Origin of the sequence: uncultured Desulfovibrio sp. (assembly GCF_944327235.1) — a bacterium.
GTDB lineage: Bacteria > Desulfobacterota > Desulfovibrionia > Desulfovibrionales > Desulfovibrionaceae > Desulfovibrio.
This window is the reverse complement of record NZ_CALVHE010000026.1, coordinates 1-12,413: the sequence shown is the minus strand read 5'-3', so window position 1 is coordinate 12,413 and position 12,413 is coordinate 1. Positions and strand designations below refer to the sequence as shown.

13 protein-coding genes are annotated in these 12,413 nt (G+C 64.4%); 6 read left to right on the top strand and 7 right to left on the bottom strand.

Features of this window, described 5'->3' with window-relative positions; translation table 11 throughout:
• Positions 1 to 68: 68 nt before the first annotated feature.
• The 7 genes from Q0K00_RS05610 to tolQ form a co-directional block, all read right to left on the bottom strand.
• A complete protein-coding gene (locus tag Q0K00_RS05610; protein ID WP_297227987.1) occupies positions 69 to 1,037 on the bottom strand; it encodes a D-2-hydroxyacid dehydrogenase in 969 nt (322 codons plus the stop codon).
• Positions 1,038 to 1,183: 146 nt separating this feature from the next.
• Positions 1,184 to 1,651: a peptidoglycan-associated lipoprotein Pal gene (gene pal, locus Q0K00_RS05605; RefSeq protein ID WP_297227986.1), complete on the bottom strand. Its 468-nt coding sequence runs from the start codon at positions 1,649 to 1,651 to the stop codon at positions 1,184 to 1,186.
• A 211-nt stretch (positions 1,652 to 1,862) separates the two neighbouring features.
• Positions 1,863 to 3,170, bottom strand: coding sequence for a translocation protein TolB (locus Q0K00_RS05600; RefSeq protein WP_297227985.1), 1,308 nt, complete (start codon positions 3,168 to 3,170; stop codon positions 1,863 to 1,865).
• A 24-nt stretch (positions 3,171 to 3,194) separates the two neighbouring features.
• On the bottom strand, positions 3,195 to 4,028 hold the full coding sequence (locus tag Q0K00_RS05595; protein ID WP_297227984.1) for a TonB family protein: 834 nt from the start codon (positions 4,026 to 4,028) through the stop codon (positions 3,195 to 3,197).
• Between the two features lie 48 nt (positions 4,029 to 4,076).
• Positions 4,077 to 5,024, bottom strand: a complete 948-nt coding sequence (locus Q0K00_RS05590; protein ID WP_297227983.1) for a cell envelope integrity protein TolA — start codon at positions 5,022 to 5,024, stop codon at positions 4,077 to 4,079.
• Positions 5,025 to 5,030: 6 nt separating this feature from the next.
• The gene (locus Q0K00_RS05585) at positions 5,031 to 5,468 is read right to left on the bottom strand and encodes an ExbD/TolR family protein (protein WP_297227982.1); all 438 of its coding nucleotides are present in this window, start codon (positions 5,466 to 5,468) and stop codon (positions 5,031 to 5,033) included.
• A 1-nt stretch (position 5,469) separates the two neighbouring features.
• Complete coding sequence (gene tolQ, locus Q0K00_RS05580; protein ID WP_297227981.1) at positions 5,470 to 6,165, bottom strand: protein TolQ; 696 nt, start codon at positions 6,163 to 6,165, stop codon at positions 5,470 to 5,472.
• A 310-nt stretch (positions 6,166 to 6,475) separates the two neighbouring features.
• Here tolQ and Q0K00_RS05575 point away from each other — a divergent pair, with 310 nt between their 5' ends.
• The 6 genes from Q0K00_RS05575 to Q0K00_RS05550 form a co-directional block, all read left to right on the top strand.
• Entirely contained in the window at positions 6,476 to 8,026 is a 1,551-nt protein-coding gene (locus Q0K00_RS05575) for a TolC family protein (protein WP_297227980.1), read from the top strand.
• A 9-nt stretch (positions 8,027 to 8,035) separates the two neighbouring features.
• The gene (locus tag Q0K00_RS05570) at positions 8,036 to 9,700 is read left to right on the top strand and encodes a ribonuclease J (RefSeq protein WP_297227979.1); all 1,665 of its coding nucleotides are present in this window, start codon (positions 8,036 to 8,038) and stop codon (positions 9,698 to 9,700) included.
• Positions 9,697 to 9,996, top strand: a complete 300-nt coding sequence (locus Q0K00_RS05565) for a hypothetical protein (RefSeq protein WP_297227978.1) — start codon at positions 9,697 to 9,699, stop codon at positions 9,994 to 9,996. Before Q0K00_RS05570 ends, Q0K00_RS05565 begins: the two co-directional genes overlap by 4 nt.
• 85 nt (positions 9,997 to 10,081) lie before the next feature.
• Positions 10,082 to 11,230, top strand: coding sequence for an FtsH protease activity modulator HflK (gene hflK / locus Q0K00_RS05560; protein ID WP_297227977.1), 1,149 nt, complete (start codon positions 10,082 to 10,084; stop codon positions 11,228 to 11,230).
• Positions 11,230 to 12,078 carry a protease modulator HflC gene (locus Q0K00_RS05555; protein WP_297227975.1) on the top strand — a complete coding sequence of 283 codons (849 nt, stop codon included), beginning with the start codon at positions 11,230 to 11,232 and terminating at the stop codon, positions 12,076 to 12,078. The genes hflK and Q0K00_RS05555 overlap by 1 nt, the downstream gene beginning before the upstream one ends.
• Positions 12,079 to 12,107: 29 nt before the next feature.
• A partial coding sequence (locus Q0K00_RS05550) for a helix-turn-helix domain-containing protein (RefSeq protein WP_297227973.1) occupies positions 12,108 to 12,413 on the top strand: 306 nt, incomplete at its 3' end.

Here is a 12,413-nt window from a genome sequence, read left to right as displayed (position 1 = left end):
GACGACCGCCGCCCCGCCCGTCGGGAAAATGCCGACGGGCGTCTGCCGGGCGCGACGGCGGGAGGCCGCTACCCTTTCACGGCGTTGACCACGTTGATGGGCGTGCCTTCCTTCCAGCGCAGGATATTTTCCGCGGTCAGATTGATGATGTTCTGGCGGGCCCGCACCGTTGCCCAGGCCATATGCGGCGTCAGCAGGGTATTGGGCGTGGAAAAGAGAGGATTGTCCCGAACAGGCGGCTCACTGACCATGACGTCCGCGCCGTAGCCGCCGAGCTGCCCCGAATGCAGGGCCGCCGCCACGTCATCCTCATTGACCAGCGGACCGCGAGCGGCATTGAGCAGGATGGCCCCGCGCTTCATCTTCGCCAGGCTTTTCTTGTTGATGATCCCCCGCGTGGCATCCGTCAGCGGACAATGCAGGGACACCACATCCGACTGGCTCAGCACCTGATCCAGCGTCGCGAAGGTGAAGGGGGCATAGGAAGGCGGATTCTTGGGATTGCGCCGGTTGGCCAGCACCTTCATGCCGAAGGCATGGCCCAGCTCACCGACACGCCGACCGATATTGCCGTAGCCCACAAGACCCAGCGTCATGCCTTCCAGACAGACCGGGGTATGCATCCAGTAGCACCATTCGCCGCCGTCGGTCCACTGACCGCTGCGGATGCTCTGGGTATGCTCGCTCGTCCGGTGGCAGAGTTCCAGCAACAGGGCCATGACATGCTGCGCCACATCGTTGACGCCGTAGGCCACCACATTGCACACCGGAATGTTTCGTTCGGCAAAGGCCTCGATGTCCACCACGTCATAGCCTGTGGCCACGACGCCGACCATCTTCACGTCGGGGAGCTGTTCCAGCGTCTCGCGGCGCAGCGGCACCTTGTTGATGAGCACGACATCGGCCCCGGCGGCCCGCTGGGGGACCTGTTCCACGGTGCTATCGTCGTAGACCTTGAGATCTCCCAGCGCTTCCAGCGGACCCCAGTCCACATCGCCGGGATTGAGCAGCTTGCCGTCAAGGATGACTATGTTCATGGCGTACCTCGCAGCCGCGAATGTAGCCTGCCGGGCGAAGGGATGCAAGGGTGTTGCGGAGAGCTTGGGCGCTCGGCGCAACGGAACCCGCGGGCGACAAAAAAGGCCGCCCTTGCGGGCGGCCTCCTGCCTTGCGGCTTCAGATCCTAGTGAGCGACCACGGTGAAGTCGTCGCGGCGGTTCTGGGACCACACGGCTTCGCCGGTGCCCTGAACGGCCGGATTTTCCTTGCCGTAGCTGATCATTTCAAGCTGAGAGGGGCTCACGCCCAGCATCACGAGATATTCGTAAGCGGCGCGGGCGCGACGCTCGCCAAGGGCGAGGTTGTATTCCTGGGTGCCGCGTTCGTCGCAGTTGCCTTCGATGCGCACGCGCACGGAGGGGAACTGCTTCATGAGGTCGGCTTTGGCCTTCAGCATTTCCTTGTATTCGGGCTTGATGTCGAACTTGTCGAAGGCGAAGAGCACGCGCCCGTCGGTGATCTGCTGGATGGCAGCACGCATTTCGGGGCTCATGTCATCGGTGAGGGTGCCTTCGTCGGAAGTCTTCTTGGCGCAACCGAAACCGGCGGCGAGGGCCATGACCAGGGCAAGGATAAGAGCGTAGCGTTTCATTGTGTTTTCCTCCTGAACAGCTCTAACTCAAAAAAGGTACCTTTCCTTTCTGAACACAACGAGGTCACCTTGACCTCGCTCTGGGATGGTATATGCGGCGTGATTTTTGTCAAGATGTGGGACTGGCCTCCGGCCCGTTTTTGGTAAAAAAATTTTGCCCGGCTGCCTTGCGGCCGCCGGGCTTTCGCGTAATACGTCGTGCTGGTCCGCTCTATTGCGGCATACCCCAGCGCGGGAAGTAGCAGGCGCCGCCGCCGGTGGGCACCTGCTTGGCGTCGCCGCCGTGACGGGTGGTCAGATAGATGCCGCGCGTGCCGCCGCGGCTGGAGCTGAAGGCGATGAAATAACTGTCGCCGCAGAAAGACGGCTGCTCGTCGCTGCCGGGGCCGAAAGTCACCTGACGCTCAAGGCCGGTCACCATGTCCTGCACGAAGATGCGATGACCGTAGTCGGTCATGCGGCTGAAGGTCACCAGGGTGCCGTCGGGCGAAAGGTTGGCTTCCGTATTGTAGCCGCCGTTCTTGCTGACGCGCACGGTGGACCCGGAGGTCAGATCCTTCATGAAGATCTGCGGCCCGCCCATGCGCGAGGAGGTGAAGGCCATCTTGGTCCCCGTGCTGTCGAAGGTGGGCGACACGTTGATGGAGTTGTGCTCTTCCAGCACCCGCTCCTTCTGGAAGGAGTGGTTGAGGAGATAGATCACCGGATACTTGCCCTTGGACAGGGCCACGGCCACCTTGTTGTCCGGCGTGAAGGCGGGCCCGATGACCACATTGCCGGGGAAGCGCACCCGCTGGGTCTTGCCGCTCTTCCGGTCCCAGACGCCGAGGGAGTGGGACTTCTTGTCGATGAGCGTAAAGACGATGAAACGTCCGTCAGGAGACCAGGCGGGCGACATAGCTTCGCCGCCGATATTGGTGACCTTGCGCAGATCGCGGCCCGTGGGGCGCACGGTCCAGACGTCGGCGGTCAGCTTGCCGCTCTTCTTCACAAAGGCCAGGGTGGAACGGAAGAAGGCCCCGCTGCCGGTGAGCACTTCCAGCAGATCGGCGCAGAAGCGGTCCGCCACTTCCGGCAGATCACGGCTGGAGACGCGCGGATATTCCTTGCCGAACAGACGGCCGCCGGTATTGGTCTCGAAAGCGCGGATCTGCACGGCCTTGGTGCCGCTGTCGCCGCTGGGCCAGACCGTGGTGACGACCACGTCCGAACCTGCCAGCTGGAAGCGCTTGAAGTCCACGTTCGGCGGCTCATAGCCGGGCAGGAGCGTCCCGCCCAGCACGGCCTTGGGATCGGTCAGGCGCATGAAGGGAAGAAAGCTCAGGTTCTGCTGGATGAGCTTTTGCAGCTCGCGGCCCATATTGCCGGCGGGCTGGCTGGGGCCGGTCAGCGGATCGGCCAGCGCCAGATTGACGCTGTTCTGGCCGGGGCCGTAGATGTCCACACGCATGGCGGCCTGAGCGGGAGCGCTCGCGATGAGCAGGCCCAGAGCGACCAGAAGAAGAACAAAACGTTTCATATCTGCCATTTCCTCCGGGTGCGGCTAACGCACCATTGTTAGGGTCACGTCAAAGGGCGAGGCCAGCCCGGCAGGTGGAGGAGCCACCTTGCCCGCGCGCTTGACGCCCTGACGAACGTAGGTATCGATGCGGTCATTGCCGCTGGACTGCACGATCTCGTAATTGGTGATGGCGCCGTTCTTGGCGACGGTCAGACGCACGGTCACATAGTAACTGCCGCGCGGCGCTTCCACCGGCACGAAGCTGGCTTCCCGCAGCTGGCGGGCCACCTTGTTGAGATAGCCGTGGAACTGGATGGCGTAAGCGTCCTGCGCCATGCGGCTGCCGCCGGTCGTCGCGGCCGGGGTCGCCGCAGCGGGAGGCTCCACCACCGGCGCGGGGCTCGCGGGAGCCGCCGTCTGGACGACCGCCTGCCCGGACGGGCTGACGGTTATGGTGCCCTGCTGCGACGGCGCGCGACGCGGCGTGCCGCTCCAGAAGGCCAGATGCACGTCGATGGGCATGGCGTAGGGCGGGGTCTCCAGCTTGCCGAGCTTTTTGGCCGCCTCACATACGCTGTTGTCCAGAGCGGGGACGCCAGAACGCTGGGTCGGCGTACAGCCCAGCACGCTCCCGTCGCCGTTCACGCTGATGCGCACGCGCACCATGCGGTTGCCGGTATCGGCCGGGGGCGTCCAGATCTCGCACAATTTGCCGAGCACCACCCCGGCGTAGCCCTCCTGATGATCGGCAGCCGCGATGGCCGCCGCCGATGCCGTCGACGGCGCTGCCGCCGCGAGGCTCAGAAAGAGCATACCGGCCAGGGCCCGCCGTCTGAGGGAGTGCGCCCTGTCTCGAAGGGGAAAGGTTCGTATCATGTCTCCTCCGGGGATGTGCGGGGCAAGGCGGTCCATCACGGCCCGCCCTTAGCGCCCCATCATTTCATTGAGCGTGAAGACCAGGTCCAGCTCGGTGAACTCGGCGGAGGGCGGAGGCGGGAACTCCCCGCCGCGGCTCGTCCGCCAGATGGCGTTCACCGCCGAGGCGTCATACTGGGCATTGCCGGAACTCTGGGTCACGGTCGCCTGCTGCACTTCGCCCTGCATGTTGACGACGATGTGCACAACGCAGCTCATATTGGCCCGGCTGGCCGAGGCAAAGCTCCAGTTGGGACGAACGGACAGCATGACCGTCCCCAGATAGGCCTCGTTGAGGCCGCCGCCACCGGGACCGTCGCCCTCTCCTCCGCCACCGCCGCCGGTGCCGCCCGCATTGCGGCGGGCCTGCGCCAGCGCCTGTTCCACGGCGTTGCCGCGGTCACCGGACTCCACACGCGAGGAGGCCGAACGGCGGGCCTGCGCCAGAGCGTCCTTGACCGGATCGCCCTTGGGTTTGGTCTTGGGCTTTTCCTTGGGCTGTTCCTTGGCCTTGTCCTTGCCCGTATCCTTTTCCTTGGGTTTTTCCTTCGGCTTTTCCTTGGGCTCTTCCCTGGGTTTTTCCTTGGGCTTTTCCGGTTCCTTCTTCTGCGCCAGCGGCACGGCTTCCTCTTTGGGCTGCGGGCGCGGTTCGGGGATCTTGGGCTGCGGGGCCTTTTCCTCAGCCACAGGCACGGCCTCGGCCCGCTCGGGACGGGCACGGCGCGCCACTTCATCCTTTTTGGCCGGCGGGGAGATGTCCTGCGGACCGTTGGTCGGTTCGCCCATCTTGCCGAGGATATTGGAGGGGGTCCGGTTGCCGCCCGGCGCACCGTCCACAAGGCTGATCATCACCGGCGGCGAATCGAGCTTCACCGGCGGCGACGTGGGCCAGAACAGCACCAGCAGGATGAACGCCGCATGGAGGCAGAGGGACAGGAGGTACGACGACCAGTTCATAGGATGTTACTTCCTGCCGGAAGCAGCCGGTTCGTTATCCGGCTTGTCGGCCACCACGCCCAGCTTTTCGATGCCCACGGCCTTTATGCGACCCATGACGTCCACGACCACGCCGTAGGGGACGTTCTTGTCGGCCTGCAGGAAGAGCGTCTTGTTCTTTTCCTTGACGAGCTTCTGCAGGTAGCCTTCCAGATCGTCCATATTCTCCACGGCATAGGTATCCAGATAAACGCTGCCGTCCACGCGCACGGTGAGCACCATGCTCTCGCTTTCCGTGGGCAGGGTCTCCACCTGCTTGGTCTGCGGCAGGTCCACATCCAGTCCCTGGCTCATCATCGGCGTGGCTACCATAAAGATGATGAGCAGGACGAGCATCACGTCCACGAAGGGCGTGACGTTGATCTCGGAAACGAATTTCCCGCCGCCTCCGACATTGGCGCCCATGCTACATCTCCGTGGCGCCCGCGCGCTGCACGGGGCGATGGGCGTTCAGCTCGCGCTGCACGCGGTTGAGGAAGACGCCGGCGAAGTTCACCAGCAGAGTGTCCACCTGAGAGATCTTGCCCATGAAGATATTGAAGCCGATGGTGGCGGGCACGGCCACGGCAAGACCGATGGCCGTGGCCACGAGGGCTTCCGAGATGCCGGGGGCCACCGTGGCGAGCGAGGCCGACTTGAGCATACCGATGGAGTGGAAGGAGCTCATGATCCCCCAGACCGTGCCGAACAGACCGATGAACGGGGCCGTGTTGGCCGTGGTGGCCAGGATGGACAGGGAGCGTTCGAGACGGGCCTCCTCGCTGGCGACGCCCTGCCGCAGGGCGCGGCGCACGTTGTCCACCACCACGTCGCTGGTATTGCCCATCTCCTTGGAACGGTTGAACTCCAGCACGCCCTGATGGGCCACGAAGTACAGGGGCGAGGCGGGATCGGCCCCCAGCGACTGCACCGCTTCGCGCAGGTTGGCCGCTCTTTCAAAATTTTCCGTCCCGATGCGGCTCTTCTTGTAGGCAGCCGAAAGGGCCAGCGCCTTCTGGATCATGAGCGCCCAACTGCTGATGGACATGAACAGGAGCAGGACGAGCACAAGTTTGGCCACCAGGCTCGCCTGCGCGATCATATTGATGAAACTGAATTCCATGCCTGACTCCGTAATGGGATGAAAGCCGCGCCTGCACGCGGCGGCCGACCGACCGGCCGGAAATATCGGCACAGACGCCTGCCCCCGAAAACGCCCATAGCGCAGGAGACCGCTTTTCCCTCAGGGAGAAAAGCGTTCCCGCGTTCCCGGCCTTTCGCTGCAGCAGCGCCGTATGCCGCAGCAGAATGCAACGGGGCACGGGAATTTTCAAGGGATTTTTCCACATCCTGCGCGAAGAGCGGCACGCCCGTGATTTTTCAGCGGAAAAATCGCATTGCCAAGGGATTGCGTTACCGCTATGCTGGCAGACATGTGTGCATTCCCTTCCGTCAATCCTGCCTCGCGGAAGCGCGGGGCATCCTGCCGCTGTATCACCGCTCTCGCGGCCTGCCTTTTCCTTCTGACCGGCGACCTTTCCCCGGCCCTGGCCTCCTCGGCGCGCGACCGGGTCAACGAGGCCCTGCAGGCCCCCCTCTTTCGAGGCGAGCGACGCCCGGAACCGCGGCCCGACGGCCATGCCCCCGGACGGGCCATGACCATGGCCGACGCCGTGCAGCGGGCGCTGGCGCACAACCCCAGTCTCGGCGCTCAGGAAGCCACGAGCCGAGCCTCGGAAGAAGGCAGGAAGTCGGCGCGCGGCCAGTTCGGCCCCAAGCTGAGCCTGACCTATCAGGCCTACAAACAGGAAAGGGAGAGTTCCCCCTCCACGAGTTCCGCCCGCACCCCGCGTCTGGGCACATGGAGCATGGGCGTGGACATCTCCCAGCCCATCTTCCAGGGCTTCCGCCTGCTGGCCCAGTATCAGAAGGCCGCCCTGCAGGCCGAGAGCGACCGGGCCTCCCTGCGTCAGGCCGAACTCACCATGACCGGCGACGTGCAAAAGGCCTTCCTTGCCTATCTGCAGGCCGAGGAGAACGTCCGCAGCGAGCAGGACTCGCTGGCCCGTCTGCGGGACCAGCTTCGCATCACCCAGGCGTTTTATGACGTGGGCCTGCGCCCGCGTCTGGACGTGCTGCAGGCCGAGGTGGACGTCAGCGATGCCGAGAACCTGCTCATCCAGGCCGAGAATACGCGCGACACGGCGCAGGCCCAGCTCAACACCCTTGTGGGCCTGCCGGTGACGGCGCGGGTATCGTACAGCGGCAGTCTGGAGCATGTGCCCTTTTCCCGCAGTCTGGAGCAGTGCCTTGCCGCGGCCTACCGGCAGCGGCCCGACCTCTACATCGCGGCCAAGACCGTGGCCATCGCGGGCAAGAGCCGGCAGGAGGTCCAGAGCGAATATTATCCGAAGGTGGAAGCCTATTACAACGTCAGCCGTCAGGGGAACACCTTCGACCTGCAGCGCTCCGGCGAGAACGGTTCCAGCACGCAGGTCTGGGAAGTGGGCGTGAGCGCCACCTGGGACGTCTTCCAGTGGGGGACGACCTATTATGCCGACAAGCAGTACGGCTGGCTGGTCACCAAGACCCGTTATGAGGAAGAGCAGCTCAAGCTGGACGTGGGCTACGAGATCAAGACCCGCCTGCTGGACGTGCGCGAGGCCGAAAAGCGCATCGCCGTTGCCCGCAAGAGCGTGGATCAGGCGACCGAAGCCTATCATGTGGCCCTTGCCCAGTATCAGGAGCAGGTGGGCACCAACTTCGACGTGCTCAACGCTTCCGCCAACCTGACCGCCGCGCAGGCCTCGCTGACCGGCGCAAAGGCCGATTATCTGACCGCGCTTTCTCAGCTGTATGTGGCCATGGGCGAATACCGCCCCGACATCATGCGCCCGGAAGCCGCTCCCGCCACGCCGTCTCCGGCGGCCGGGACGCCGGACGGCAGCCGCCGCCCCGCCTCCGCCCCCCGTACTCATCCATAAGGATATGCCATGCAGACCAGCGATGCCTTCGTGACCATCACGCCTCTGGGGGGGCTTGGCGAAATCGGCCTCAACTGCCAGCTCTGGGAAAGCCAGGCCGGCGTCGTCATGGTCGATTGCGGGCTCATGTTCCCCGACGACTTCCATCTCGGCGTGGATGTCATCATCCCGCATTTCGGCGCGGTGCAGGCCGTGCGGGACAAACTGCTCGGCATCGTGCTCACCCACGGGCACGAGGATCACATCGGCGCTCTGCCCTGGCTGGTGCCCCTGTTGCGCGGCATCCGCATCTACGGCTCCGCCTTCACCCTTGCGCTGGTGGAGCACAAACTGCGTGAACACGAACTGCTGGACTGGGTGGAACTCTGTCCCGTCACTCCCAAGAGCGTGGTGGAGCTCGGTGATATGCGCTTCCACTTCCTGCCGGTCTGCCATTCCATCCCCGAAGGCTTCGGCCTGGGGGTCGAAACGCCGGTAGGCCGCATCGTGCACAGCGGCGACTTCAAGATCGACCCCGATCCCCTGCACGGCACGGGGACGGATCTGGAGCTCTTCCGAAGCTTTGCCGGACCGGAGGGGGCGCGTCTGCTGCTCTCCGACTCCACCAACGTGGAGCGCCCCGGCCGCTCCATCAACGAACGTCAGGTCAAGGAATCGCTGAGCAAGGTCTTTGCCTCCGCCGAGGGGCGCATCGTCATCACGCTCTTCTCCAGCCACATCCAGCGCATCCAGGAAGTGTTCGATCTGGCGCGCGAATACGGACGCACCGTGGTCATCAGCGGCAAATCCCTGGCCAACAACATCGAGATGGCCCGCGACCTCGGTTTCGCCAAACTGCCGCCCAGCTTCTTCAATGCCCATAACGGCGTCCCGGATCTGCCCGACGAGAAGCTGGTGCTCATCGTCACCGGCGCGCAGGGCGAACCGCTCTCGGCCCTCTCCCGCATGGTGCTGGGCGGGCACCGGCAGCTGCGTGTGCGCAAGGGCGATACCGTGGTCATGAGTTCGCGCATGATCCCCGGCAACGCCAAGGCCGTTTCCCGGCTCATCAACGAGATGTACCGGCTGGGCGCGGAGGTGCTGTACGAAAGTATGCATACCATCCACGCCTCCGGCCACGGCTATGTGGAAGAGCTGCGGGACATGCTCGAAGCCGTGCGCCCGGAGATCTTCGTGCCGGTGCATGGAGAATACCGCCATCTGGTCAAGCACGCGCGCCTTGCCCGCTCCTGCGGCGTGGCCGAGGAAAAGACCGTGCTGCTGGAGGATGGCCGCGCCCTGACCCTGCTGCCCGACGACTTCCGGCAGGAAGCGCCCATCCCCATGGAGTGCACGCTCGTGGACGGCAAGGGCGTCGGTGACGTGGGGACGGCCGTGCTGCGGGAACGGCGCATCCTGGGGGACGAGGGCCTGGTCATCGTCCTGCTCGTGCTGGATGCGGAGACCGGCATGGTTCTGCACGGACCGGAGATGTTCTCCAAGGGCTTCGTTTTCGAGCAACAGTACAGCCACCTGCTGGAAGACGCCAAGTGTCTGGTGCTGGATGAGATAGAAGCCATCCGGCCGGGCCAGCTCACGCGCCTCCAGGACGGCATACGCGCCTCACTGCGCCGCTTTTTCCGACGGGTACTGGAACGCGACCCGGTCGTGGTCGCCATCGTCAGCGAGATATGAAGGTCCCGGGCGTCATGATCCCCGCCATGAGGATGCCCCGTCCCGCCCTCTTCGCCCTGCTTGCCCTGCTCGTGCTGGGGGGCTGTCTGGCGGCGCACCTATGGCAGACGCGGCGGACGGTCCGCCTTGTTTCCCCGTTGCCGCTCGATGCGCCGGGTTATACGCTGGAAGACGCCGAAGGAACGGACATGCGCGTCATCCCGCTGGCCGGAGCCGTCCTGCGCAGCACGGCGGCCTCCGATCCGGACCGGGAAGGGTCGCCCCACCCGGCGCGGCATGAGCGTACGGCCCCTTGACCTTTGCCATATCGTGTCTATGTGTAAACAAATTGTGTTCCTCGTATAACGCATCCTCACCTCCAAACAGCGAGACTGCATACAGATGAACTGGGATTGGGACAAACTGCAGGAAAAGCGGGAGCGCCAGCAGAAGCGGCCGACTCTTCCTGATCCGCGTCAGGACGACCGCGACGAATACGATGACGACCGCGACGAACGCCGCAACCGGCGCTCTCCCTTTGGCGGCGACCCCCGCGGGGGGCTGCCAAAACTGCCCAAGTGGCAGTTCCCCAACGGCCTGCTGATCGGGGGCGGCCTGCTTGCCGTGCTGGTCATCTGGCTCCTGTCAGGCATCTATATCGTCAATCCCGGCGAGGAAGGCGTGGTGCTGCGCTTCGGCAAGTACGACCGCACCGTCGGCCCCGGCCCGCATTATGCCCTGCCCGCCCCCATCGAAAAGGTCTACAAGCCGCAGGTCTCGCGCGTCCTGCGCAGCGAGGTGGGCTACCGCTCGGCCGGCGAGAGCCGCACCTACCAGAAGGGACAGGTCCGGCCCATCCCGGCCGAAGCGTCCATGCTCACCGGCGACGAGAACATCATCAACGTCCAGTTCAGTGTGCAGTACCGCATCGCGGATCCCGTGGCCTATCTTTTCAATATCCACGAACCGGACATGCTGGTGCGCAGCGCGGCCGAGGCGGCCATGCGCGAAGTCATCGGCAACAGCTACGTCGATGCGGCCCTGACCGACGGCAAGCTGCAGATCCAGGCGGACACCACCCGTCTGCTCCAGAACATCCTCGACCGCTACGATACCGGCCTGCAGGTCATCGCCGTCCAGCTCCAGGACGTGCATCCGCCGGATGAAGTGCGCGATGCCTTCAAGGACGTGGCCAGCGCCCGCGAAGACAAGATACGCATCATCAACGAAGCCGAAGCCTATCGCAACGAACTGATCCCGCGTGCTCGCGGCGAGGCGGCGGCCATCGGCAACAAGGCCGAAGCCTATCGCGCCACCCGCATCCAGAACGCCGAAGGCGAGGCGGCCCGCTTCAACGCGCTCAGCGCCGAACACGCCCGCGCCCCCAAGGTCATGGAACATCGACTCTATTATGAAACGCTGGAGGACCTGCTCAGGAACGCCCGAGAAAAGGTGCTGCTGGACGGCAAGTCCCCGGAACGCATCCTCCCCTATCTGCCGCTGTCCGGCGTGACGACCACGCCCGCGGCGGGCACGACGGAGAAACGCTGATGTTGAAAAACCCTCTGACCTACCTCGTGGCCCTGGCGCTTGCGGTCCTCTTCGCCGTCCAGTGCTGCTTCACGGTACAGCAGTCCGAAAAGGCGCTGGTGCTCCAGCTCGGTGAGCCGTTGCCGGAAGTCTACGGCCCCGGCCTGCACTTTAAGTTGCCCTTCATCCAGAAAGTCCTGCGATTCGACGCGCGCGTGCTGGATTATACGGCCTCCTCGCGCGAAGCCTATACCGTGGACAAGAAGACCATCGTACTCGACAACTTCGCACGCTGGCGCATCAGCGATCCCCTGCAGTTCTACCGCACCATGCGCACCATACAGGGAGCGCAGTCCCGCCTGGACGACGTGGTCTATTCGCAGCTGCGGGCGCTGGTCGGCCTCCATACCCTGACGCAGGTGGTGTCCTCCGACAGGGCCAAGATCATGAAGGTCGTCACGGACGAAGCGTCGAAACTCATGCAGCCCTACGGGGTCGAGGTACTGGACGTGCGCATCAAACGGGCCGACCTGCCCGAAGCCAACCAGCGCGCCATCTTCGACCGTATGCGGGCAGAGCGCGAACGTCAGGCAAAACAATACCGTTCCGAGGGCGAGGAGGCGTCCACCCGTATCCGTTCGGATGCGGACCGGCAGAAAGCGCTCATCCTTGCCGAAGCCGCCCGCGACGCCCAGATCGTCCGCGGCGAAGGGGACGCCCGCGCTGCCACCATCTTTGCCGACGCCTACGGCAAGTCCCCGGAATTCTACAGTTACCAGCGATGGCTGGAAACCTTGCGCAAGGGCCTGGAAAAGAACAGCTCGCTGATCCTCTCCAACAGCGCCCCCCTGCTCAACCTGCAACGATAGCGCGCATCGCGCGCATGATGGAGATAGCCATGCCTGCCTTTGCAGATGTTTACGAACGCATCAAGCTGGCCACCAACTGCCGAACGCAGATGGAACTTGCCGCCGTGCTGGACATCCGCCAGTCCAGCATCTCCGATGCCAAACGACGCAACACCGTACCGGGCGACTGGTTCATGAAACTTTTTGAGCGCTTCGGCCTCAATCCCGACTGGCTCAAGCAGGGATCCGGTCCCATGTACCTGCGCACGGACAAGGGCTATGTGCCCAGCGAGAAGCCGGAAGGGCTGGCCGAAGACCCGGCCCACTTCGGAGATCCGCAATCCCGCTGCGTCATC

What these genes read in the sequence shown, in the direction of transcription:
- Q0K00_RS05570 (WP_297227979.1), top strand. Translation starts at nt 8,036, where the DNA reads ATGCAGACCAGCGATGCCTTCGTGACCATCACGCCTCTGGGGGGGCTT.
- Q0K00_RS05610 (WP_297227987.1), bottom strand. Translation starts at nt 1,037, where the DNA reads ATGAACATAGTCATCCTTGACGGCAAGCTGCTCAATCCCGGCGATGTG.
- Q0K00_RS05590 (WP_297227983.1), bottom strand. Translation starts at nt 5,024, where the DNA reads ATGAACTGGTCGTCGTACCTCCTGTCCCTCTGCCTCCATGCGGCGTTC.
- Q0K00_RS05585 (WP_297227982.1), bottom strand. Translation starts at nt 5,468, where the DNA reads ATGGGCGCCAATGTCGGAGGCGGCGGGAAATTCGTTTCCGAGATCAAC.
- Q0K00_RS05600 (WP_297227985.1), bottom strand. Translation starts at nt 3,170, where the DNA reads ATGAAACGTTTTGTTCTTCTTCTGGTCGCTCTGGGCCTGCTCATCGCG.
- Q0K00_RS05555 (WP_297227975.1), top strand. Translation starts at nt 11,230, where the DNA reads ATGTTGAAAAACCCTCTGACCTACCTCGTGGCCCTGGCGCTTGCGGTC.
- pal (WP_297227986.1), bottom strand. Translation starts at nt 1,651, where the DNA reads ATGAAACGCTACGCTCTTATCCTTGCCCTGGTCATGGCCCTCGCCGCC.
- tolQ (WP_297227981.1), bottom strand. Translation starts at nt 6,165, where the DNA reads ATGGAATTCAGTTTCATCAATATGATCGCGCAGGCGAGCCTGGTGGCC.
- hflK (WP_297227977.1), top strand. Translation starts at nt 10,082, where the DNA reads ATGAACTGGGATTGGGACAAACTGCAGGAAAAGCGGGAGCGCCAGCAG.
- Q0K00_RS05575 (WP_297227980.1), top strand. Translation starts at nt 6,476, where the DNA reads ATGTGTGCATTCCCTTCCGTCAATCCTGCCTCGCGGAAGCGCGGGGCA.
- Q0K00_RS05595 (WP_297227984.1), bottom strand. Translation starts at nt 4,028, where the DNA reads ATGATACGAACCTTTCCCCTTCGAGACAGGGCGCACTCCCTCAGACGG.
- Q0K00_RS05565 (WP_297227978.1), top strand. Translation starts at nt 9,697, where the DNA reads ATGAAGGTCCCGGGCGTCATGATCCCCGCCATGAGGATGCCCCGTCCC.